The following is a 22600-nucleotide window of genomic DNA, read 5'->3' as shown; positions in this document are numbered from 1 at the left end:
ATCAGGCGCGGATCAACCGCGCTCCGGCGGCACCGATGACAATTCGAACGGGCTGCTGCTGCGCCGCTGGTTGCGATCTTCCCGCGGCGTGGCACCGAAGAAATTGCGATAGGCGCTGGAGAAGTGCGGCCCCGAGGAGAAGCCACAGGACAGGCCGATCTGGATGATCGACTTGCTGGTTTGCATCAACATCTGCCGGGCCTTGTTCAAGCGCAGTTCCAGGTAATACTGGCTCGGCACACGGTTGAGGTATTGCTTGAAGATGCGCTCCAGTTGCCGACGGGACACGCACACGTGCTGGGCGATTTCGTCGGTGGTCAGCGGTTCTTCAATGTTGGCTTCCATGAGCAACACGGCTTGTGTGAGCTTCGGATGGCTGGAGCCGAGGCGATTCTGCAACGGAATGCGCTGGCGTTCGCCGCCCTCGCGAATGCGCTCGACCACCAGTTCTTCGGACACCGCACCGGCCAGTTCCGCACCATGGTCGCGGGCCAGCACCGCCAGCAACAAGTCGAGCACCGACATGCCGCCGCACGCCGTCAGGCGATCGCGATCCCAGTCGAACAGGTGGCTGGTGGCAATGACCTTCGGAAAGCGCTCGGCGAAATCGTCCTGCCAGCGCCAGTGCACGGCCGCGCGATAACCGTCGAGCAAGCCCAGCTGTGCCAGCGGGTAAACCCCGGCCGACAGACCGCCAATCACGCAACCGGAACGCACCAGTTGCTTGAGCGCACTGCTGAGCGCCGGCGCCAGTGCGGTCGGTGGTTCGTCTGCGAGCAGGAACAGTTTCTGGAAGTTCTCGAGCTTGCCAGTCCACGCCTCACCCGGCAATTGCCAGGCGCTTTCGGCTGGCGGTTCGGCCTGCAGGAACGACAGTTCGTAAACCACGTCCGGATGCACACGCTGGGCAACACGCAAGGCCTCCTCAGCCAGCGCAAGCGTCAGTGCTTTAGTGCTGGGCCAAATCAGGAAACCAATTCGATGGGCAGTCATGGTGGGCAATCCGAAGCGAAAACAGTGTTAAAAGCCAGAAGCGGCTGCAACCAAATTAGACCATCTGGCGCGCGCTGCGCAGCATGGCCTAATTTGGTGCGTAACGGGAGCGATTACTTCAGGCTACCCGAGAGGAATTGCTGCAAACGCTCGGATTGCGGGTTCACCAGCACTTCGCGCGGGTTGCCGCTTTCTTCGACCACTCCTTTGTGCAGGAACACCAGTTGGTTCGACACTTCACGGGCGAAGCCCATTTCGTGGGTCACCACGACCATGGTCCGGCCTTCCTGGGCCAGGGCCTGCATGACTTTCAACACGTCGCCGACCAGCTCCGGGTCAAGGGCCGAGGTTGGTTCGTCGAACAGCATCACCTCAGGTTCCATCGCCAGCGCACGAGCAATCGCCACGCGCTGCTGCTCGCCGCCGGACATGTGGCCAGGGTAAGCATCCTTGCGATGAGCCACGCCCACCTTGTTCAGGTAGTGTTCGGCTTTCTCGCGTGCTTCAGCCTTGGACATGCCCAGCACATGCACCGGCGCTTCCATGATGTTTTCCAGCGCGGTCATGTGCGACCACAGGTTGAAATGCTGGAACACCATCGACAGGCGCGAACGCATGCGTTGCAGCTGCTTCGGGTCGGCCGCCTTCAGCGCGCCGTCCTTGTTGGCCACCAGCTTCAGTTCTTCGTTGTTGAGCAGGATCTTGCCCGCGTGCGGCTGCTCCAGCAGGTTGATGCAGCGCAGGAAAGTACTTTTGCCGGAGCCACTGGAACCGATGATGCTGATCACATCGCCGGCTGCCGCTTTCAGGGACACGCCCTTGAGCACTTCGTGACTGCCATAGCGTTTATGCAGGTCTTGGACTTCAAGTTTGTACATGCTGTCGGTTCTCACAAAAACAGTCAGTCAGTGGTATTCAGTGCTTGCGCGGGGCCAGGTAGCCCAACCAGCGGCGCTCGGCCATCTTGAACAGCTTCACCAGGATAAAGGTCAGGCACAGGTAGAACACGCCGGCGGTGATGTACGCCTCGAACGGCAGGTAGAACTGGGCGTTGACCGTGCGCGCGGCACCGGTGATGTCGATCAGGGTCACGATGGACGCCAGACTGGTGGTCTGCAGCATCATGATCACTTCGTTGCTGTACTGCGGCAGCGCGCGGCGCAGGGCCGACGGCAGCAGGATGCGCTTGTACATCTTGACCCGCGACATGCCCATGGCCCTGGCCGCTTCGATCTCGCCGTTCGGCGTGGCGCGCAGGCTGCCGGCGATGATTTCGGCGGTGTAGGCGCTGGTGTTGATCGCGAACGCCAGGCACGCACAGAACGTTGCGCTGGACAGCCACGGCCAGAGGAAGCTTTCACGCACCGCTTCGAACTGCGCCAGACCGTAGTAGATCAAGAACAGCTGCACCAGCATCGGCGTGCCGCGGATCACGTAGGTGAAGAGCCAGGCCGACATGTTGACGACCGCGTTCTTCGAGACGCGCATCAAGCCCAGCGGCAATGCGCACAGCAAGCCGAAGAACAGCGACAGCGCGAGCAGTTTGAGGGTGGTCACCAGGCCGCCGAGGTACAGCGGCAAGGCCTCCCAAATGACGTTGTAGTCGAAGATCATAGATCAGCCGCCCTTACGCCTACCGAGTAGCGCTTCTCAAGGTGACGCAATGCCAGCAACGACACACTGGTGATCACCAGGTACATCGCCGCCACTGCGAGGAAGAAGGTGAAAGGCTCGCGGGTGGCATCGGCCGCCTGCTTGGCCTTGAACATCATGTCTTGCAGACCCACCACCGAAATCAGCGCGGTAGCCTTGGTCAATACCAGCCAGTTGTTGGTGAAACCCGGAATCGCCAGACGAATCATCTGCGGCACCAACACCCGGAAGAACACCTGGACACTGCTCATGCCGTAAGCCATGCCGGCTTCGGCCTGGCCCTTGGGGATCGCCATGAAGGCGCCACGGAAGGTTTCCGACAGGTACGCACCGAAGATGAAGCCCAGGGTGCCGATACCAGCGGCCAACGGGTTCAGGTCGATGTACTCGTCAAAGCCGAGCAGCGGCGCGACGCGGTTGAGCAGGTCTTGGCCGCCGTAGAAAATCAGCAGGATCAGCACCAGGTCGGGAATACCGCGGATTACCGTGGAATACAGGTCGCCCAGCCAGGCCAGCCAGCGCACCGGCGACAGACGCAGTGCCACGCCGATCAGGCCCAGAACGATGGCCATGGCCATGGACGACAAGGCGAGCTGAAGCGTCAGCCAAGCGCCATCGAGGATGACAGCCCCGTAGCCTTTCAACATGATTCAGGTCCTCGAAAGTTGGGATGAAAAAATGGCGCAAACCTCAGAGATCCTGTTGCTTGCGCCATTTCGGACTTGTCGCAGAGACGTGTTACTTGCCGTAGATATCGAAGGCGAAGTACTTGTCCTGGATTTGCTTGTACTTGCCGTTCGCACGAATGGCCGCGATAGCGTTGTTGAGCTTGTCCAGATCTTCCTTGTCGCCCTTGCGAACCGCGATACCTACGCCGTCACCGAAGTATTTGACGTCGGTGAACGCAGGGCCGACGAAGGCGAAACCTTTACCGGCGTCGGTTTTCAGGAAACCGTCATCCAAAAGCGTAGCGTCTGCCACGGTGCCGTCGAGGCGGCCGGCAGCCACGTCGAGGTAAATTTCGTTCTGCGAACCGTAAGGCTTGATCTCGGCACCCAGCGGGGCCAGGACTTCGCGGGCGAAACGCTCGTGGATCGAACCACGCTGCACGCCGATGTTCTTGCCCTTGAGCTCGGTCAGGCCTTCGCTGACCTGAGTGCCTTCCTTCATGACCAGGCGAGCCGGGGTGTTGTAGTACTTGTTGGTGAAGTCCACGGACTTCTTGCGATCTTCAGTGATCGACATGGACGACAGGATCGCGTCGATCTTGCGCACTTTCAGTGCCGGGATCAGGCCGTCGAACTCTTGCTCGACCCAAACGCACTTGACCTTCATTTCTTCACACAGTGCATTGCCGATGTCGTAGTCGAAACCAACGATGCTGCCGTCCGGCGCTTTGGAAGCGAACGGAGGGTAAGCCGCCTCGATACCGATTTTCAGAGGTTTTTCATCGGCGAAGGTTGGCATGGACAGCACGGACAGTGCCAGGGCGCCAAGCAGCACGAGTTTCTTCATCTTGGGACTCCATCGGTAAAGGGCAAAAACGGCAGAGTGAGCAACAGCCCAATATGCGAGTGAGTGGAACCGGAAAGCAGTGCTGCGTCCTACATTGCGTGTGCGAAATTTCGACACAGACAACGACGAGCGAGTGATCGGCATTCTAACGACAGGCCCGAGGCCGATATTTCTTCAATGCGACAACTAATTACAGAAGCACCGAGAAAGCCGTTTTAGCGCGTTGACAGCCCTGCAAAATCATGCAGGAGCAAAAGACATTGAACCGATCTATGTTGCAAATTGCGGGCCTATTATTGGCAAACCCTTCTAATCCGGCAAGCGCAGTGTAGTGGCTTACTTTTTTGAGGCGCATTTCGGGCACGGATTTGAGCCCAGGCGTTTCCCAATGCCCCGTATTGGCGTGATGCGGTTACACATTCAGTAACCTGAAAGAATACGGGTAACAGTAGGAATCGTCCTACGGCTGAAGCCGATATTTATTGGCTGTTGTTTATTGGGTGTCAGACAGATCGCCTTCGCGGGCAAGCCCGCTCCTACAGGGATTTGCGGTGTATAGGCGATCTGAAGCACACCACAAAACCTGTGGGAGCGGGCTTGCCCGCGAAGAGGCCCGCCCAGCCAACACAAAAACCCAGGCACAAAAAAGCCCCGCCAGGCTCAACACCTGACGGGGCTTTTCAGTGATTCAGAACCGCCGCTTACGCGACATTCATCGTCTTGTGGGTATCAATCAAATGCTGCACCACACTCGGATCAGCCAGGGTGGAGATATCACCCAACCCATCATATTCAGCCGTGGCAATCTTGCGCAGAATCCGGCGCATGATCTTGCCCGAGCGAGTCTTCGGCAACCCCGGCGCCCACTGGATCACATCCGGCGAAGCAATCGGGCCGATTTCCTTGCGCACCCAGTTTTTCAGTTCCAGGCGCAACTGCTCGTTCGGCTCTTCGCCGTTTTTAAGGGTGACATAGACATAGATGCCCTGCCCCTTGATGTCGTGCGGCACACCGACCACAGCCGCTTCGGCGACTTTCGGGTGAGCGACCATCGCGCTTTCGATCTCGGCGGTGCCCATGCGGTGGCCGGACACGTTGAGCACGTCGTCCACGCGACCGGTGATCCAGTAGTAACCATCGGCATCGCGACGGGCGCCGTCACCGGTGAAGTACATGCCACGGAAGGTCTTGAAGTAGGTGTCGACGAAGCGGTCATGGTCGCCAAACAGCGTGCGCGCCTGGCCTGGCCACGAATCGAGAATCACCAGGTTGCCCTCGGCCTCGCCTTCGACGATGTTGCCCAGGTTATCCACCAGTGCCGGCACCACGCCGAAGAACGGACGCGCCGCAGAACCTGGCTTGAGCGCATGAGCACCCGGTAGCGGGCTCATCATGTTGCCGCCGGTTTCGGTCTGCCACCAGGTGTCGACGATCGGGCAACGGGACTTGCCGACATTCTTGTAGTACCAGTCCCAGGCTTCCGGGTTGATCGGCTCGCCCACCGAACCCAACAGGCGCAGGCTGCTGCCATCAGCACCTTCAACGGCGGCGGTGCCCGAGGCCATCATGGCGCGGATCGCGGTCGGTGCGGTGTAGAGGATGTTGACCTTGTGCTTGTCGACGATCTTCGCCACCCGGGTGATGTCCGGGTAGTTCGGCACGCCTTCGAACAGCAGCGTGGTCGCGCCGTTAGCCAGCGGACCGTAGACGATATAGCTGTGGCCGGTGACCCAGCCGACGTCGGCGGTGCACCAATAGATTTCACCCGGGCGGTAGTCGAACACGCGCTCATGGGTCATGGCTGCGTACAGCAGGTAACCGCCGGTGGTGTGCTGCACGCCCTTCGGCTTGCCGGTGGAGCCGGAGGTATAAAGGATGAACAGCGCTTCTTCGGCGCCCATCTCTTTCGGCGCGCAAACGGTGCCCGCCACTTTCATCAGGTCCTCGAACCAGATGTCGCGATGCTGGTTCCACTTGATATCGCCACCGGTGCGCTTGCACACGATGACTTTCTGAATGCTGCTGGTTTCCGGATTGGTCAGGGCGTCGTCGACGTTGGCCTTGAGCGGGATCCTCTTGCCGGCACGAATACCTTCGTCAGCGGTGATCACCACTTTGGATTTGCAGTCGATGATGCGACCGGCCAGGGCTTCCGGCGAGAAACCGCCGAACACCACCGAGTGAATCGCGCCGATCCGGGTACAGGCCAGCATGGCGACCACGGCTTCGGGGATCATCGGCATATAGATAGTCACCACGTCGCCGCGGTGCACGTCCTGACCACGCAGGGCGTTGGCGAACTTGCAGACTTGCTCGTGCAGCTCGCGGTAGGTGATGTTGCGGCTTTCGGCAGGGTCATCGCCCTCCCAGATGATCGCAACCTGATCACCGCGCTCGGCCAGATGGCGGTCGAGGCAGTTGTAGGAAACGTTCAGGGTGCCGTCGGCGAACCATTTGATGTCGACATGGTGATCGTCGAAGGAAGTCTGCTTCACCGTGGTGAAAGGCTTGATCCAGTCGAGGCGCTTGGCTTGCTCGCGCCAGAAGCCGTCCGGGTTGACGACCGACTGCTGGTACATGGCCTTGTAGGTCGCCTCGTCGGTCAGCGTGTTAGCCAGAACCTCGGGACGAACGGGATACAGGGAAGCCGCACTCATCTTTCTTACCTCGGTGGAATAGTTGTTTTTGTATGACCACGTTTTAGCGGGGCCGGGCCTATAGAACCATTCGACGATGGTAGTAACAAGCCCCTACAAAATGTCGTGAAAAACCTTCAAACCCACTACCGCCGCGGTACCTGTGGGAGCGAGCTTGCTCGCGATGGGGCACTAAAGGACACCCACTTCAAGGCTGACACCCGCACAGATCGGGGATTGTTACAGGATCTGTCAAAAGTGTTTATCAAATCCACGGCTATATGGACGAGGCGCGCACACCTAAAATCAGCCACGCCAACAAGGCAACCTGATTAACCAAGTTGCAGCCCCCACGAAGGCAGTTAATCAAAACACCCTGGTACTGAAGTTCCACACGCAATCTCAAAAGGATTGCGTGCCCCCTTTCGACCTCTAAAAGGTAAATATTAAATGAAAGCTTTATTGGTTCTGGCCCTCAGCAGCGTGTGCCTGACCGCCATGGCCGGCGAGGTCCCGACTGATGTCGCCGAGCAACAACCGCCCATCGAGGAATACACTTACTCGATGAATCTGGACATCGCCAAAGTGATCTCCATGAGCGAAGCCCCGAACGTGTGTGAAGTCGTGCCAATGAAAATGGAATACGAAGATTCCCACGGCCAACGGCATATCCTGCGTTACAGCGCGATGGGCAACGGTTGCTCTAACGGCTGACCTCCTGCTTCACCCCTCCCCCAATAAGGTTCGACCCACCCGCCGCGATCAGGCAGATGAAGCGCCGAACCTTAATGATCGACCAGATCGATTGCTTTAAGCATTTATTTGCACTTTTTAATCGAAATAGTCGGAGCAGTATCAACTGCAACCCAAGACAAACAACACTTACGCAACTGGAGCAACGACCATGAAAACCCAACTGATCCTCGCCCTGACCCTCTCCGTCCTGGCAGCCAACACCTTCGCCGCCGATGGTTACGACCGCACCGGCTCGGCTGCTTACACCAGCGAAGCAGCTGTCGCTTCCGATGGTGCTGACCACACTGGCGCCGCCCGCCTCGCTGCAGATGGCGCTGATCACGTCGGTGCCGCTCACCTAAGCTGATCCGCCAGCGTGACTTCACAGCCCGACTTCGGTCGGGCTTAGTTGTGTCTGGAGCCTGAGAAAACCCCACCGAAACACAAGATGTAGTGAAAAAAGCCTTTTTTGGTTATTTCTTGAACAAAAATAAACCGGGGCAAAAAATCAGGAAAAAAAATCTTCCCCCACCAATGCCCTCCAAAGCCCTGTAAACCCTCACTCCGACCGAAAAACGGCCCCCGTCGACCGATCCGTGAGCCATTTCGCCGCACCACAGCACGCAAAACTTCCCTATAATGCGGCCTTAAACGGGCCTGCAATATTCCCTTACAGGGACGAAAAGCCAGTCTGAAGCCCCGCACAAGCGATCAACGCTTGCTGCGCCCATCAGTGGCTCTCGGAACCCCGTACAAAATTCTGTTTGATGCCTGCGTATAGCTGCCGCAAAAAACGATTCCTTTAGATCCAACGCGGCCAGTAAGGCCGTGTGAAAAACCGACCTATCCAATTTCACACGGGCACACTGGCCCTCACGCAGGAGACGACACGTCATGCTGAGCTGGGACGAATTCGACAAAGAAGACACGGAAGTAGCAGTCAAGGGCACTAACGCTGGCCACGCCACCGAAGCCAACATGGACCGTCTCGACAGCGCCGGCGGTGCCGCCGCCCTGGAAGCCCGTGCCGTAACCGCCGCTGACTCCGCCGCCGTTGCCCGCGCCAAAGCCGCCCTGGACTCCCTCGACGTCGCCGAAGGCCTCGCCGAACTCGAAGGCGCCTCCGCCCGTGTCGCCGTTGACGAAAAGCGCATGATCAACTGCCGCGCCGACCTCAACCAACTCGTACCTTTCAAGTACGACTGGGCCTGGCAGAAGTACCTGGACGGCTGCGCAAACCACTGGATGCCGCAAGAAGTCAACATGACCGCCGACATCGCCCTCTGGAAAAACCCGGAAGGCCTGACCGACGACGAGCGCCGCATCGTGATGCGCAACCTCGGCTTCTTCTCCACCGCCGACTCCCTGGTTGCCAACAACCTGGTCCTGGCCGTGTACCGCCTGATCACCAACCCGGAATGCCGCCAGTACATCCTGCGCCAGGCCTTCGAAGAGGCGATCCACACCCACGCCTACCAGTACTGCATCGAATCGCTGGCCATGGATGAAGGCGAAATCTTCAACATGTACCACGAGATCCCATCGGTCGCGAAAAAAGCCACCTGGGGCCTGAAATACACCCGCTCGATCTCCGATCCGAAGTTCGAAACCGGCACCGTCGAAACCGACAAAGAACTGCTGCGCAACCTGATCGCCTACTACTGCGTTCTGGAAGGCATCTTCTTCTACTGCGGCTTCACCCAGATCCTCTCCATGGGCCGCCGCAACAAAATGACCGGCGTCGCCGAGCAGTTCCAATACATCCTGCGCGACGAATCCATGCACCTGAACTTCGGCATCGACGTGATCAACCAGATCAAAATCGAAAACCCACACCTGTGGGACGCCGAAATGAAGGAAGAAGCTTCGCAGATGATCCTGCAGGGTACTCAGCTGGAGATCGAATACGCTCGTGACACCATGCCTCGCGGCGTGCTGGGCATGAACGCGGCGATGATGGAGGACTACCTCAAGTTCATCGCTAACCGTCGCCTGTCGCAGATTGGGTTGAAGGAAGAGTACCCAGGGACCACTAACCCGTTCCCTTGGATGAGCGAGATCATGGACTTGAAGAAAGAGAAGAACTTCTTTGAGACGCGGGTTATTGAGTATCAGACTGGTGGGGCTTTGAGCTGGGATTGAAACATTAACAACCGCGTCATCCCGCTCAAAAAAAGGCTGCCCATGGCAGCCTTTTTTTTTAAATCTGCTATAAGCTAACGCTTCAATTTCAAAAAAAGCCAAACCGCTAACCGACACTTCAAGTCAAGCGAGAATGCTAAAGAGCAATCATATAAATTCAGAGTTTGAGGCAAAACATGAAGTTAAGCGAACTTAAAATTTCAAACTACCGTTGCTTTCATGAGCTTAAACTCGACCTGAGTTCTCAATTAACCGTGCTAGTTGCAGAAAACGGTCAAGGAAAGTCAACATTACTAGATGCAATACGCATCGCACTGTGGCCGTTTATCAACAGTTTCGACCTAGCAAAATCCTCAACATTTAATGACCCACTTAACAGCATTTCAATTGAAGATATCCGACTCATCAAAATGACTGGCCGTGATATGGCTCGACAACTGCCTTCTTGTGTTAGCGCAAAAGGTGACTGGGGATTAGGTGAAAAAAATTGGACACGCATACGTGAAAGTGAAGCGAGAAAAACAAAAACAAAAGATGGTTATGGAACAAACATCCTAAGAGGATGGGCGCGAGACGTACAAGCACAAATTCGCGACCCAGATTTACCCCCCATTGATCTACCTGTATTTGGCTACTATGGTACCGGTCGCCTATGGGCACAAAAAAAATTAACCGAAGCAAAGACAAGCGAAAAAGACGATACAACAGGAAGTGATTTTTACATTAGAACGTTTGCATATCGAAACTGCATGGACCCCGCTTCTTCGTACAAGCATTTTCGGGAGTGGTTTATATGGGCATGGGAAAGCTATACCAATATGTCTGCGCAGCAGCATGTCACCGACCAAGAAAAATCAGATGCATGGAATCGAATAAAAGTCGTTCAAGATGTAGTCGACATCTTCCTAAAGGAAACGACAGGATGGCACACACTTGAATACAGTGTCGACAATGAAAGATCCTTAATCCTCAACCACGAAGAACAAGGGATATTAAAAGTCGACCAACTTAGCGATGGAATTCGAAGCGTACTTGCAATGGTAGGCGACATCACCTATCGCTGCATAAAACTTAACCCACACCTAAAAGAGCTTGCAGCAGTTAAAACCACCGGAGTCGTGCTAATTGACGAAGTTGATATGCACTTACACCCAAGCTGGCAACAACTCATTCTTAGCCAACTACAAAAAGCCTTCAAAAACATTCAATTCATTGTCACAAGTCACAGCCCGCAGGTTTTAACTACCGTACCGTCCGACTGCATTAAAATCATTAAACGCAATAAAATTTTTGCTGCACCTCCAGGTACCGAAGGGGCAGAACCAGAACGCCTACTCAAGCAGGTTCTTGGACTTCAAGAAGTACGTCCCCCGCACAACCGGGCAACACAAGAACTAAACGAATACTTAACATTGGTTTACAACGACCAATGGAGCAGTGAACGAGCATTAGAGCTACGTCAGATATTAGATCAGCGTTACCAAGGCAACGAACCTGAGCTAATGAATGCAGACCTCCGTATTGACAATCGCAAGTGGGAGCTTGGCGAATGAAGCGAGTGCTAAGGAAGGCGGAACCGCCAACGCTTACTGTATATCGCGCTAATGCACCACAAAGTACATGGCAGCAAATGAAGAATGACGCTATGTATGGAGGTCAAAACACCTACAATGACTGCCGATCACAGCTTATCGCTGATGCAGGAGGAATATGCGCATTTTGTGAAATAGATATCAGAGAAAACAACCCTTTGATGTGCCGTGTCGAGCATTTCCACCCAAAGGCTGACATCACTCCCGAACATAACTGGGCTCTCGACTGGAGCAATCTCTTTGCTGTATGCGCAGGCGGCTCTTATGCCCATGTAACAACAGCCGATCACTATATGGAACCAGCGAAAGAAAACTTAAGCTGCGATGCATATAAGGATCAAATGATAACCACTGGAAAACTTTCAATAGACTGTGATGGATGGATAATCAATCCCGCATTGATAATCACCTCCCCCATCTTGCTGAAAATAGAAATGCATACGGGCCGATTGATTCCGAATACCACAGCATGCGTAGAGCATCCTGCATGGCCTAACAACAAGCATGCTGATATGGAGACGCTCGTCCAAAACACCATTGACATGCTTAACCTTAACTGCGATCGACTAGCTCAATCCAGATTAAGAGTCATAAGAAACATAGAACACAACAAAAAGAGAGAAAGACAAGCTGGCCATACTGCGGAACAAGGGATGAATAACTTGGCCCGTCGTTACTTCACTCGCAGATGGCCTGCATTTTTTACTACAATCCGACTATGTCTTACGCCAGCCGCGGACCAATACTTATCTCAAATAAATTACCAAGGCTAGTTTATTACTACATATTTATTCAACACATAAGCAAAACAAAATTTAGCCATGCAGCTTGACGGCGTCATGTTGAGTCTCTAACCTCCTTATCCCGGCGCCTAAGAAACGCCTCAAGTAGCGGCCTGACCGCTCCCGAAAGATGCGGCTTTTTTGTGCCTACGGATTTCTCGTGGGCGTGAAAAACCTCTGCTATGTCGGGAGTGGGCTAATACAAGACCCGTAAGGGGAATATGTCCGGCCTTCTACTTGGGGTTTCTTAACTCCCGGCGCCTTAGCCCTAAGAAAGCTATCAAGTAGAGGTAATGGATATGCCTAAGCGTTTTCCCTTCTTATTGAAGGAAATCACCTACAGCTTCGCTGCTAAAAATATGCTTCCGACTCAGGAGGCTGACCATGCTTGATCCATACATCCCCACAGTCTTTACCCGACACAACCTCCCCCTCCATGCCCTCCTCCTGGAAAACCAACCATGGTTCTGCGCCCGCGATATCGGCCGCTTGATGGGTTTCCATCTAAGTGAGCGCATGGTCAACAAACTAGACAAAGACCAACACCGCCCGTTGTGGATTGAGTATTACCGGCAACCAGAAAAGCAGTTGATGCTCAGCGAGTCAGGTGTGTATGCGCTGTTGGTGTATCACTACGCACCAGGAAATCGGTTGCTGCGTAAGTGGATCACCCATCTAGTGGTGCCGGCCTTACGTGATGCGGAGCAGCCGGGTAATTCGGATCGGCCGATGTTGAGTTTGTTGGATTGGCCGGAGATGTCGCTGAGCCTGCTGCATTGGCAGGACGAAGGTTGGATTCGGCTTCGGGACATGCCTTATCTGTTGCTCGATCACACGCAAAAGCGGACGCCGGTGGTTAAGTCTTGGTGGCGGAAGGTTGCGCAGGTGTTTCAGTCGTCGAAGCATTCGATGGGTTAGGTGCCCTGCCTGTAGGACCGCCTGCAAGAACCCTCTCTTCTTTGTGTAGGAATTTTCGTAGACAGTCGTAGTGGCCACTCAGTATCGTCCGAGGGTATTTAACCCTCGGCGATTGTATGGATACGGAAAAAAGCAACGGTGATTGGAGTGAGGTAGAGATTCAGGCTGCGGTCGATGCCTATCTCAGCATGCTTTCTCGCGAGCAGAACGGTCAGGCGATCAACAAGGCTCATGAAAATCGCGTCCTGCGCGAGGGTGCTTTGGCCGGTCGGACCAAAGGTTCGGTTGAGTTTCGGATGCAGAACATTTCTACCGTGTTGGTTGAACTCGGGCGTGACCGCATTGAGGGCTACAAACCCGCCAAGAATGTCGGCGCCAATGTGGCGAAGAGCATTCGTGAAGCACTCAATGCTCCAGGTCCTTTAACTCCTGAAGACTTTGCCCCGACAGCCGACGAAGCGACACTGGAGCAGCGAGCTGCAAAGCTTGAGCGACAACCGATTAAAGTCGAGCCAAAAGGGATTGAGAGACCAGAGCAAACTCAGTCCAGCGGAAAGTCGTATGTTCGTGATCCGGAAGTGAGAGCGTGGGTTCGCCAACAGGCTGAAGGTAAATGCGAGGGCTGTGGCAACCCAGCTCCGTTTGAAAAGTCGGGCAGTCCGTTTCTTGAGGTTCATCACGTTAAGCATTTGGCACAGGAAGGCTCAGACCGCCCGAGCAATGCTGTAGCGCTGTGCCCGAACTGTCATCGGCGTTGTCACCACTCGAGTGATCGGGATGAGTTCACAGCTTTGCTTTATACAAAGGTGAAACGGTTGAAGCCCGAATAACCGAGCGGAACAAAAAACCGTGGCGAGGGGGCTTGTCGGAGCGCCGAACCGCCCCGTTCGGCTGCGCAGCAGTCGTCAATCCGGACAATTCGGTTTATCTGTTGCACCCGAGTTGCAGTATTTAGGGCCGCTTCGCAGCCCAACGGGGGCAAGCCCCCTCGCCACAAGGTTGGTGGTTGGCCTGGTTGCTGCGTTGGTCTTGCGAATCGCGAGCAGGCTCGCTCCCACAGGGGATCTGGGGCAGGCTTTAGAGTTTCGATGCTAAAGGGCCGCTGGAGGGTGTAATTAGTTTTGTGTAAACGGTCATTTGGCAGGAGACTGCCTACCCCAAGGAAATCCAATGACCGAGCCAAAATCCAAGCGCGCCAAACGAGTCAAACCTGATCCTGAACTGGTTAAATTGGCCGACAGCCTGCTGAGCAATTACAAAAAGCCCGAAGACCTCATCGGTGAAAACGGCCTGCTCAAACAGCTCACCAAGATGCTGGTCGAGCGGGCCCTTGAAGCCGAAATGACCGAACACCTGGGGCATGACAAAAGCGCAGCGATCACCAACGCTGCCGCCAATGCGCGCAACGGTCACAGCGGTAAAACCCTGAAGGGCGACTTCGGCGAACTGCCGCTCGACATCCCTCGCGACCGTCAGGCCTCCTTCGAGCCGCAGTTGGTCGCCAAGCATCAAACCCGCTGGACAGGCTTCGATGACAAGGTCATTTCTCTCTACGTGCGCGGTTTGAGTGTCAGAGAAATCCAGGCGCACTTGCAGGAAATGTACGGCACAGAGGTCTCTCCCAGCCTGATCTCGGCCATTACCGACGCGGTGAGTGACGAGGTCAAGCTGTGGCAAGCCAGACCGCTGGACGTGCTGTACCCGATCCTCTATCTGGACTGCATTCACGTCAAAGTGCGTGACGCTGGTGCCGTGCGCAACAAGGCGGTTTATCTGGCTATCGGCGTTAACATGGCCGGTCACAAGGAAGTGCTGGGTCTGTGGATCGCCCAAACCGAAGGCGCCAAATTCTGGCTGCAGGTGGTGACCGAACTCAAGAATCGTGGCGTGCAGGACATCTTCATCGCCTGCGTGGACGGCCTCAAGGGCTTCCCTGAGGCCATTGAAACGGTCTACCCGAAAGCCGTCGTTCAGCTGTGTATCGTGCACATGGTGCGCAACAGCCTGAATTTCGTGTCGTGGAAAAAACAGCGGGAAGTGGCGGCTGACCTCAAGTTGATTTACACCTCGACCACCGCCGAATTGGCAGAACAACGACTCTGCGAATTTGAAGCCAAATGGGACGCTGAGTACCAGTCGATCAGCCTGTCATGGCGGCGAAACTGGGCTCGAGTGATCCCGTTTTTTGATTATCCAGCCGAGATTCGCAAGGTGATTTACACCACCAACGCCATCGAATCGATCAACATGAGCCTGCGCAAAGTGATCAAAACGCGCGCCTCATTTCCGACCGATGACGCGGTGATGAAACTGTTTTATCTGGCCCTAAACAACATCAGCAAGAAGTGGACGATGCCGATCCGGGACTGGAAAGCGGCCTTGAATCGCTTCAGTATCCAGTTCGAAGATCGTCTGTTAACGGTTTAATAAAAATCCCGTTTACACAAAATCTAGGACACCCTCGGCCGCTGGATTTTTCCAGCGGCCCTTTTCTTTGCCTGCAATAAAGCTAAAACCTCACCTCCCCAACCCACTAATCCGCCAAGGACACACTGCCGCCCTCACCCCGCTCGGCCCAACAATCTCCGGTGTTTGCCCCAACGACCTCGCGCTCAACACACTCCCCACCCGCTCGATCAATTGATCAAACCCCAACGTCGCATCCTCCTGGTGCAATTTGCGTAGCTGCTCAACAAGGGCATAAGTGAACGCGCCATAGCTATTCGACCCCACCTCATACTCATTGGCTTTTTCGTTCTCCCGCGCGGCGTAGAGCATCAGGGGCATGTACGGGCCGTGGTGGCCGTAGAGTTTGCCTTGGCGCAGCAGTTGGGCTTTTTTCTCGGGGCGCAGGCCCGTGGCGGCGCCTTGGGTGGTGCGGGTTCGGGTGAGGCCGCGGGTTTTGTTGTCTTGTTCGCTGAAGTCGCGGCGGTCGGTGTCGACGGCGTAGACGCGGCGGTCCCAGTCGCCGGCGTAGGGGTCCCAGCGCAGCATGCGGTGGCGGATGTCGCTGGGTGGGGTGATGCCGCGCACGCGGCCGTTGCCGCGGGTCATGCCGCCGGCGTAGCAGCAGTCGAACATGACGGTGAGTTTGGCGCCGTGGCCGTCCGGGTCGAATGGCAGGTGGCTGTAGAACTGGCGGAACAGTTTGTCGGTGAAGTGGGTGCTGTCGTCGTCCCAGTCGAAGTCGTGGAGTACCAGGGTTTCGTCCATGCAATCGGCTTCGCCGCTGCTGCTGTAGACCGGTAACTGGGTGCCGTGGCCGGAGTAGAACAACACGCGCTCGTCCCCGGCACGGGCGCCTTCCACCAGCCATTCGAGGCGCTCGACGAAGTTGGCCCGGGTCGCTCGGGCGTCGTGCAGCAAACGGATGTCGCCGGCGTCGTAGCCGCTTTCCTGGAGCATGCGGCTGATCAGGTAGGTGTCGTTGATGCAGCCGTCGAGGCGTGCGCTCGGGTCGAGGTAATCGTTGATGCCGACCACCAGGGCGCGGCGTTTGCGTTGGCCGCTGCGGGACAGGAACGCAGGCACTTCCAGTGCCCGTGCCGCCACCACGTCGCGGGCCAGTTGCGGCCACAGGCCGGTCTGGCTGGTGGGTGACGACAAGTAGGCCTGGGCGGCGTGATTGAGGTCGAGCAGGTCATCGCGCAATGGCAAGGTGAATTCGGTTTGCAGGTCGACTCGCGCGGAATCCGGCGAGGTGATCGGCCGGGTCAGCAAGCCGTCGTTGGGGTTATGGAGGTGGAACCAGCGGCGGATGCCTCGGCCGTTTTCACTCAGGCGCAGGACCCGCCCGCCCCACACCTCGCGCATCACCAGCGGCAGTGCGATCGGTGAGCCGAAGCTGACGAACACTCGGCCATCGATGCGCTTGAGTGCCGATCCTTTTTTCGCCACCGAACGGCGCAGGGCGTCGTAGCCGATCAGGCTGCCCAAGCCTTGGGCGAAGATGATCTGTGGATTGAATGCCTCGATCTTTGCCAGCAGATGTTGAGTCAACTCCGTGCGCAAGTCGGCGTCTTCGATCCATTGCACGAGGGCGCCCACCGTGGTGCGCAACATCTGGTTGACCGGCAGGCCCCAACTGCCGAAGTTCTCGTCGGCCTTGCCCCTGGCATCGGCCCTCAGCATCGCCAGGCCTCGGGTGATCTGGGCGAAGTCCGGTCCTTCCTTGAGCTGGTCATCGAAGCACAGAAAGTCGATGTCCTGGTCATCGATGGGGCGACCGTTCTGTGCCAGTTGAGCACGGATCAAGATGCGCCATTGTTCCTGCCAGTTCGCATCGATGCCGCCCTGCCCGCCTGCTGCCCGGCTGAACCCGACACCGGGCAGGCACAGGATGCGCAGCCGTGTTGGCGCGACCTCCGATCCCGGCTCGACCAGGGCTTTGCTGGCAGGCGCCGCAACTGGAGGCACCGTTTGCCCTTGGGCGGTGACCATCAGATCCTGCAGGCGCCGCAGTTTCGCCTCCAGGCTGTCCGCACTGGGCGCGGCAGGCGTGAGTGCCGCCTGCCCCGGATCAGCCAAGGCACGGCTGCGGTTGCCGAGAAAACCGCTGACCCATTGGGCGCTGCTCTTCCAGATCTGCTCTGGATCGAGTCCGTCGAGGTAACCGGTGGCGCTGTCCACCACCTGTCGACTTTGGGTCGCCAGTTCGGACTCGATCAATGGCAACCCGGCGCGACTCGGCACCACGGTGGCTGCCAATGTCGGCGCAGCCGTAACGCTCGGCGCGGCACGCCAGATGGCTGCATTGCCGAAGTGCTGCGCGGCGACCACCCGTGGGCCGAGGGCACTGCGGGGCAATTTGAAATGATCGCAAAGAAAGGCCAGCAAACTGGTGTGATCGTAGTGCTGCGCCTGGACATCGCCCGTCCAGGGGATCAAACCCGGCTTGAGCCACGGCGAAGCCAGGATCGCCGGTACACGAACGCCGAGGCGGGTGAAGGGATTTTTCCAGGGCACATCGACCGTTGAACCGGTCGCCACGCAAGTTGGCGGCACCACGTGGTCATGGAAGCCGCCATGTTCGTCGTACAGCAGCACGAACAGGGTTTTGCTCCAGACTGCGGTATTGGCCGACAAGGCGTTGAACACCTCACCGACAAATTGATCGCCAAAGCGCAAATCTTCAGGTGGATGATGGGACACGTTTGGCCCGAGTTTTCCGTTGAGCAGGCCATAGCTCGGCTCGATCCAGGACAGTTCGGGGAGCTTGTTACCGGCGACGTCCGACTTGAAATCCTCGATGCTCAGGTGCTGCAAACCACCCTTGACCAGCGCCGCCAGCGGGACGGCGCCGTCGGAATAAATGCGTGCGTCATGACCGTTGTCGCGCAGCAGCGAAAAAATGCTCTCGCCGCCAAATTGTGCGATCAGGCTTTTGATGCCGGCCAGTACCGTGCCGGTGGAGGGCATCAGCAGATGACCATTGCAGCTGCCGAGCATGGCAAAAAATCGGTTCGGCCAGGTCGGGCCTGGCACCGAGGAAAACCAGCGGTCGCACACGGTGAAGTTACGCGCCAATCCGTGGATGGCCGGCAGCGTATCCTTCGCTGGCGTAGCGCCGAACGGGATGTAGTTCATCGCCCGTTGCGCCATGGATTGCGACCAGGTTTTGTACACCTTCAGGTCGGTGCGGGCCTTGTCGTAGGCGTCCTGGGCAAAACCATTGAGCGTGGGGTTGGCCGGGCTGGTCTTGAACGAAACGCCCAGTTGTTTCTCCACGTTGACGAACTCGTGGCCAAGGTCAAAACCCTCGCTGTTGCTCGGCGGCAGTGCCGGAGGCAGAGGGGGCGGCGGCGCCCACAGGCTGTAGTTCTCCGGGAACTCCGAGGCCTGGGTGATCACCGTCGAATTGCCATTGGCCAGCTTCAGCGGGTTGGTGCTGGGCGCCTTGCGGTTGATACCGTCACACGCGGGATTGATGCTTGTGTAATCCCCCAGCAAATGGTCGAACGAACGGTTTTCCATCATCAGCACGACAACGTGCTCAATCCCTGCGGGCCAGTTGTTCGGCATGGTTCGCTCCTTGATGTGAAGTCTCTATTTCGATCTCGTGGGTTTCACGGCAATCGGTTCCCTTCATCTTCCCGCTGATAGTTCGCCACATAACTATCCACAGCCGTCCCAATCGTAGGAAAAAACGCCGTCTCCCCCAACCGCGCAAACAACCCGAACCGCTTGAGTTTGTCCTTGACCGGGTCTTTCATCTCGGCAATGCACAACTCGATACCCGCCGCGTGCAGGGTATCGTCCAGTTCGGCCAGCATGTCGGCGGAGGTCACGTCGACGCTGGTGACCGGTTCTGCGGCGACCACCAGCCAGCGCACGGGCGTGGGCGATGCCGCCACGGCGTCCAGCACGCGGTCGCTGAACAGCTCGGCGTTGGCGAAGAACAAGGGTGCATCCCAGCGAAACAGGACCAGGCCGGGGATCAGGCTCGCGTCGGGGTAGCGTTTGATGTCGTGGTAGCCCTTGACCCCGTCGGCGCGGCCCAATACCGCGGAGTACGGGCGCCACGCATCCCAGAGGAATTCAACGATCGCAATCACGATGGCCAGGCCGATGCCCTCGATCGCGCCGAACACGGCCACGCCGACCGTGCAGACGATCGATAGCCAGCATTCCCAGCGCTGGATGCGATAGATCCGCCGCAGGTCGGCGATCTCGATCAGGCCAATGGCCGAGGCGATCACGACCGCCGCCAGGGCGCTGGACGGTAGATGTTGCAGCAGGTTCGGTGCCACCAGCAGCAGCAAGGCAACCGCCAGTGCGCCGACGACGCCGGTCAGTTGGGTTTTGGCGCCGGCGGCCTCGGCCACGGGCGTGCGTGACGAGCTGCTGCTGATCGGGAAGCCTTGGAAAAAACCGGCCGCCAGGTTGGCGATGCCGAGGCCCACCATTTCCTGGTTCGGGTTGACGTAGGTTCGGGTCCTCGCCGCATAGACACGGGAGAGCACGCTGGTGTCGGCGAACGAGACGAGTGCGACGGCGCAACCGCCGATCAACACCGGGACGATGTCGGCGCTGGTGATCCAGGGGATGGCGAAACCGGGCAAGCCTTGGGGGAGCGAACCGAGGACCTTCACGCCGGCGCGTGTCGCAAGGTCGAGCACTCCCACCGCGACCGTCGCGCCAACCACGGCGATCAGGATGCCCGGCAACCGCGGCCATCTTTTGAGCAGCAGGATCGCCGCCAGGGTGAGCCCGCCCACCGTGAAGGTGGTCCAGTTGACTTTTCCCTCCATCACCGCCGAGGCGATGGCCCATATGTTTCTCAATGGGCCGTCGGATTCGATCGAAAAGCCGAACAGCTTGGGCAACTGGCTGATCAATACGGTCAGTGCGATGCCGTTCATGTAGCCGTAGCGGATCGGTTTGGACAGAAGCTCGGTGATAAAACCCAGGCGCGCCATACCGGCCAGGATACACACCGCTCCCGAGACGATCGCCATCATCCCCGCCAGGGCGACGGCACGCTGCGGGTCGCCGCCGGAGAGTGGAATGATCACGGCAAGGATGACCGCCACCAGGGAAGAATCCGGCCCCATCACCAGAATGCGGCTGGGGCCGAACAAGGCATAGAACAGCAGCGGAACGATGGTCGCATAGAGGCCATAAATGCCGGGCACGCCCGATGCCACCGCATAGGCGATACCGACGGGCACCAGCATCGTGGTCAGCACCAGGCCGGCCACGAGGTCGTAACGCAACCATGCCCATTGGTATTCGCGCAGCATGCCCAGCCCCGGTAGCCAACGGCGCCAACCGGTCTGTTCATCCCGGCGGGCTATCCGGCCCGGCTCCGGGAGCGGGGGCGAAGCATCTGTTTGGCTCATGAACCGCGCTCTTTGATGGACTGTGCAAACTCCGGGATATCGAAGTGATCTCAGTGTAGCTATTGCTTCGAATGCGCCATCACTGGAAGCTGTTCATCTAAAGGATTTGGAAGCCGACATGAAATTCGACCTCGCCTATTGCCTCAGCCTCAACGACAAGTTGTCGATCTACGACGTGCGGGATCTGAATTTCGACGAAATGATGGATTTCGACTCCGTCAGGGAACACTTCCAGTGCCCCAACGATGCCTGTCGCCTGGCGTTCGATGCCACCAATGAGCTGGGCACGTTCAACGCCAAGAATGTGAACTATGTGCGCACGCCGCACTTCAAGAACCTGCCGAGTACGCGGCATGTCGAGGGGTGTCCTTATGTCAGCTTGAAGACGCCGGCGTCGGGTGTGGACGAGGCGGAAACGGATGACAGCCGCGAGGAAAATTTCCCGTCGGAATTGTTACTGACTCGGCGTGAGTATGTGCGTAAGCCGTCCAGCCCGGTGGTGATTGCCGATGAGGTTCGGGATGAGCCATTGGCGCGTAAGGCGGCTAGCAATATCGAACAACCGAGTAGGGAATCGGCCCCGGACAAGACCAGCGTCTTTGCCCATCCGGTGGAGTGTTTCGTGTCGAATTTCGACGACAAGGACTTGCTCAAGCGCGTGCCGCTGAAGATTGGCGAGCACACCGCGCCTTACGGATCGTTTTTCAAGAAGATCGAGTACCTGCAAGACAACAAGGGGCTGATTTACTGGGGCAAGGTCAAGGTGATCAAGGACTACACCCAGAGCTTTCGCATCGACTTCGAGAAGAAGGTCTGGTTCGAGAAGAAGCCTTACTCGGTCAATGTCTACCTGAGCAAAAAACTCATCGACAGCTACCGCAAGCGCAAGGCGTTCCTGGAGGAGATCAAGCACGCCATCGAGAGCGGGCGGGAGCTTTACTGCTTCTTTTATGGGGTGACGCCTGAGCTGAAGCAGGTGCCGAGCAAGAAAAACCCCGAGCAGACGTTCGGGGTGTTCAGCGCCAACATTGAAAACCTGGATCACTTTATTGTGCGGGAAGCGCCGGGGTTGGTGGGCAAATAAGCGCAGTGCCATTCGTCTGGCTGAAAAGAAAAATCAAAAAATGCGTTTGATCCGGGCTCAAAACAACTGTACAAAAACACAGTATATTTTGACCAACACTCTCGAGCCCGGAGAACACCATGGCCTCTCAAGCGATGAAAATCACCCTGGAACGTATCGCCCTCTTCCAATTCACCCCGGCCCACTGCGCCCAGGCCCGAGCGATGCTGGGCTGGAGTGTGCAAGAGCTGTCGCGGGAATCCCGGGTCTCGGTGGATGCCATTCAACGCTTCGAGGCCCGCCAGGAGGTGCTGGATGTCACTCGCCTGGCGCTGGCCTATCGGTTCGAATCGGAAGGGTTGGTGTTCTTCCCGGGGTTTGCGCCGGGTCGAGGGATGAATGTGAAGGGGTCGACGCCGAATCCGGTTGGTCGGGCGGATTTTGCGATGGTGGAGTGAGGATCAACAGATGAACGAAATCGACGATGGCGAAAACTGCGTTTATCAGGCACTGGGCATTCCCGATGCTGGTGATATGCGAGCCAAATCTGAATGCGTTATGAAGATCGGCCTACTGCTGGAAAGCGGTCGATTGAGTAAGACTGATGCTGCGCAGAAGCTCGGATTGTCTGCCGAAGAACTAAACGAAATACTGCGAGGGAAGTTTCGCGACCTGAGCGTGGAAAAGATCTCGGGGTTCCTTGAGCAGTTAAAGAACTAGCGTGGCTAAC

18 protein-coding genes and 1 pseudogene are annotated in these 22600 nt (G+C 57.2%); 11 read left to right on the top strand and 8 right to left on the bottom strand.

Going from position 1 to position 22600, the window contains the following annotated elements:
- Positions 1 to 12: 12 nt before the first annotated feature.
- From argR to acs, 6 genes are all read right to left on the bottom strand, one after another.
- A complete protein-coding gene (argR, locus tag VC35_RS20850; protein ID WP_046042318.1) occupies positions 13 to 993 on the bottom strand; it encodes a transcriptional regulator ArgR in 981 nt (326 codons plus the stop codon).
- Positions 994 to 1106: 113 nt separating this feature from the next.
- Positions 1107 to 1871, bottom strand: a complete 765-nt coding sequence (locus VC35_RS20845) for an ABC transporter ATP-binding protein (protein ID WP_046042317.1) — start codon at positions 1869 to 1871, stop codon at positions 1107 to 1109.
- Positions 1872 to 1908: 37 nt separating this feature from the next.
- Positions 1909 to 2607 (bottom strand): ABC transporter permease, encoded by a 699-nt coding sequence (locus VC35_RS20840; RefSeq protein ID WP_046042316.1) that lies wholly within the window; start codon positions 2605 to 2607, stop codon positions 1909 to 1911.
- Positions 2604 to 3293: an ABC transporter permease gene (locus VC35_RS20835; RefSeq protein ID WP_046042315.1), complete on the bottom strand. Its 690-nt coding sequence runs from the start codon at positions 3291 to 3293 to the stop codon at positions 2604 to 2606. The genes VC35_RS20840 and VC35_RS20835 overlap by 4 nt, the downstream gene beginning before the upstream one ends.
- 91 nt (positions 3294 to 3384) lie before the next feature.
- Positions 3385 to 4161, bottom strand: coding sequence for an ABC transporter substrate-binding protein (locus VC35_RS20830; protein WP_046042314.1), 777 nt, complete (start codon positions 4159 to 4161; stop codon positions 3385 to 3387).
- A 701-nt stretch (positions 4162 to 4862) separates the two neighbouring features.
- Positions 4863 to 6818, bottom strand: coding sequence for an acetate--CoA ligase (gene acs / locus VC35_RS20825; protein ID WP_046042313.1), 1956 nt, complete (start codon positions 6816 to 6818; stop codon positions 4863 to 4865).
- Positions 6819 to 7247: 429 nt separating this feature from the next.
- On the opposite strand from acs, the gene VC35_RS20820 reads away from it, so the two are divergent.
- The 8 genes and pseudogenes from VC35_RS20820 (at position 7248) to VC35_RS20790 (ending at position 15393) form a co-directional block, all read left to right on the top strand.
- Entirely contained in the window at positions 7248 to 7511 is a 264-nt protein-coding gene (locus VC35_RS20820; protein WP_046042312.1) for a DUF2790 domain-containing protein, read from the top strand.
- Positions 7512 to 7701: 190 nt separating this feature from the next.
- Positions 7702 to 7896, top strand: a pseudogene (locus VC35_RS20815) (hypothetical protein); the annotation flags it as partial.
- 530 nt (positions 7897 to 8426) lie between these two features.
- Positions 8427 to 9674 (top strand): ribonucleotide-diphosphate reductase subunit beta, encoded by a 1248-nt coding sequence (locus VC35_RS20810; protein ID WP_046042310.1) that lies wholly within the window; start codon positions 8427 to 8429, stop codon positions 9672 to 9674.
- A 176-nt stretch (positions 9675 to 9850) separates the two neighbouring features.
- A complete protein-coding gene (locus tag VC35_RS20805) occupies positions 9851 to 11227 on the top strand; it encodes an AAA family ATPase (RefSeq protein WP_052960572.1) in 1377 nt (458 codons plus the stop codon).
- On the top strand, positions 11224 to 12039 hold the full coding sequence (locus VC35_RS29075; RefSeq protein ID WP_080925350.1) for a retron system putative HNH endonuclease: 816 nt from the start codon (positions 11224 to 11226) through the stop codon (positions 12037 to 12039). The genes VC35_RS20805 and VC35_RS29075 overlap by 4 nt, the downstream gene beginning before the upstream one ends.
- 393 nt (positions 12040 to 12432) lie before the next feature.
- Entirely contained in the window at positions 12433 to 12966 is a 534-nt protein-coding gene (locus VC35_RS20800) for a BRO-N domain-containing protein (RefSeq protein ID WP_046042308.1), read from the top strand.
- A 116-nt stretch (positions 12967 to 13082) separates the two neighbouring features.
- Positions 13083 to 13796, top strand: a complete 714-nt coding sequence (locus VC35_RS20795) for an HNH endonuclease (protein WP_046042306.1) — start codon at positions 13083 to 13085, stop codon at positions 13794 to 13796.
- A gap of 340 nt (positions 13797 to 14136) precedes the next feature.
- The gene (locus tag VC35_RS20790) at positions 14137 to 15393 is read left to right on the top strand and encodes an IS256 family transposase (protein WP_046042305.1); all 1257 of its coding nucleotides are present in this window, start codon (positions 14137 to 14139) and stop codon (positions 15391 to 15393) included.
- Positions 15394 to 15483: 90 nt separating this feature from the next.
- Here the strand turns inward: VC35_RS20790 and VC35_RS20785 are convergent, their stop codons facing one another.
- Together VC35_RS20785 and VC35_RS20780 are read right to left on the bottom strand one after the other, a co-directional pair.
- Complete coding sequence (locus tag VC35_RS20785; protein ID WP_046042304.1) at positions 15484 to 18987, bottom strand: alkaline phosphatase family protein; 3504 nt, start codon at positions 18985 to 18987, stop codon at positions 15484 to 15486.
- Positions 18988 to 19031: 44 nt separating this feature from the next.
- Positions 19032 to 20807, bottom strand: coding sequence for a SulP family inorganic anion transporter (locus VC35_RS20780; RefSeq protein WP_046042303.1), 1776 nt, complete (start codon positions 20805 to 20807; stop codon positions 19032 to 19034).
- A 118-nt stretch (positions 20808 to 20925) separates the two neighbouring features.
- Between VC35_RS20780 and VC35_RS20775 the strand changes: the two genes are divergently transcribed.
- The 3 genes from VC35_RS20775 to VC35_RS20765 all read left to right on the top strand — a co-directional run bounded on the left by VC35_RS20775 (position 20926) and on the right by VC35_RS20765 (position 22590).
- Positions 20926 to 21891, top strand: coding sequence for a hypothetical protein (locus tag VC35_RS20775; protein ID WP_046042302.1), 966 nt, complete (start codon positions 20926 to 20928; stop codon positions 21889 to 21891).
- Positions 21892 to 22010: 119 nt separating this feature from the next.
- On the top strand, positions 22011 to 22328 hold the full coding sequence (locus tag VC35_RS20770) for a helix-turn-helix domain-containing protein (protein WP_046042301.1): 318 nt from the start codon (positions 22011 to 22013) through the stop codon (positions 22326 to 22328).
- Between the two features lie 10 nt (positions 22329 to 22338).
- Positions 22339 to 22590 (top strand): XRE family transcriptional regulator, encoded by a 252-nt coding sequence (locus VC35_RS20765; RefSeq protein ID WP_080925349.1) that lies wholly within the window; start codon positions 22339 to 22341, stop codon positions 22588 to 22590.
- Positions 22591 to 22600: the final 10 nt, after the last annotated feature.

This window comes from Pseudomonas fluorescens (assembly GCF_000967965.1).
GTDB classification, from domain to species: Bacteria; Pseudomonadota; Gammaproteobacteria; order Pseudomonadales; family Pseudomonadaceae; genus Aquipseudomonas; species Aquipseudomonas grandcourensis.
The sequence above is the reverse complement of the archived record's forward strand: the minus strand, read 5'-3'. Positions and strand labels throughout refer to the sequence as shown.

Excerpts from the sequence above, each read along its gene's own strand:
- argR (WP_046042318.1), bottom strand. The coding sequence starts at position 993 with ATGACTGCCCATCGAATTGGTTTCCTGATTTGGCCCAGCACTAAAGCA.
- VC35_RS20845 (WP_046042317.1), bottom strand. The coding sequence starts at position 1,871 with ATGTACAAACTTGAAGTCCAAGACCTGCATAAACGCTATGGCAGTCAC.
- VC35_RS20840 (WP_046042316.1), bottom strand. The coding sequence starts at position 2,607 with ATGATCTTCGACTACAACGTCATTTGGGAGGCCTTGCCGCTGTACCTC.
- VC35_RS20835 (WP_046042315.1), bottom strand. The coding sequence starts at position 3,293 with ATGTTGAAAGGCTACGGGGCTGTCATCCTCGATGGCGCTTGGCTGACG.
- VC35_RS20830 (WP_046042314.1), bottom strand. The coding sequence starts at position 4,161 with ATGAAGAAACTCGTGCTGCTTGGCGCCCTGGCACTGTCCGTGCTGTCC.
- acs (WP_046042313.1), bottom strand. The coding sequence starts at position 6,818 with ATGAGTGCGGCTTCCCTGTATCCCGTTCGTCCCGAGGTTCTGGCTAAC.
- VC35_RS20820 (WP_046042312.1), top strand. The coding sequence starts at position 7,248 with ATGAAAGCTTTATTGGTTCTGGCCCTCAGCAGCGTGTGCCTGACCGCC.
- VC35_RS20810 (WP_046042310.1), top strand. The coding sequence starts at position 8,427 with ATGCTGAGCTGGGACGAATTCGACAAAGAAGACACGGAAGTAGCAGTC.
- VC35_RS20805 (WP_052960572.1), top strand. The coding sequence starts at position 9,851 with ATGAAGTTAAGCGAACTTAAAATTTCAAACTACCGTTGCTTTCATGAG.
- VC35_RS29075 (WP_080925350.1), top strand. The coding sequence starts at position 11,224 with ATGAAGCGAGTGCTAAGGAAGGCGGAACCGCCAACGCTTACTGTATAT.
- VC35_RS20800 (WP_046042308.1), top strand. The coding sequence starts at position 12,433 with ATGCTTGATCCATACATCCCCACAGTCTTTACCCGACACAACCTCCCC.
- VC35_RS20795 (WP_046042306.1), top strand. The coding sequence starts at position 13,083 with ATGGATACGGAAAAAAGCAACGGTGATTGGAGTGAGGTAGAGATTCAG.
- VC35_RS20790 (WP_046042305.1), top strand. The coding sequence starts at position 14,137 with ATGACCGAGCCAAAATCCAAGCGCGCCAAACGAGTCAAACCTGATCCT.
- VC35_RS20785 (WP_046042304.1), bottom strand. The coding sequence starts at position 18,987 with ATGCCGAACAACTGGCCCGCAGGGATTGAGCACGTTGTCGTGCTGATG.
- VC35_RS20780 (WP_046042303.1), bottom strand. The coding sequence starts at position 20,807 with ATGAGCCAAACAGATGCTTCGCCCCCGCTCCCGGAGCCGGGCCGGATA.
- VC35_RS20775 (WP_046042302.1), top strand. The coding sequence starts at position 20,926 with ATGAAATTCGACCTCGCCTATTGCCTCAGCCTCAACGACAAGTTGTCG.
- VC35_RS20770 (WP_046042301.1), top strand. The coding sequence starts at position 22,011 with ATGGCCTCTCAAGCGATGAAAATCACCCTGGAACGTATCGCCCTCTTC.
- VC35_RS20765 (WP_080925349.1), top strand. The coding sequence starts at position 22,339 with ATGAACGAAATCGACGATGGCGAAAACTGCGTTTATCAGGCACTGGGC.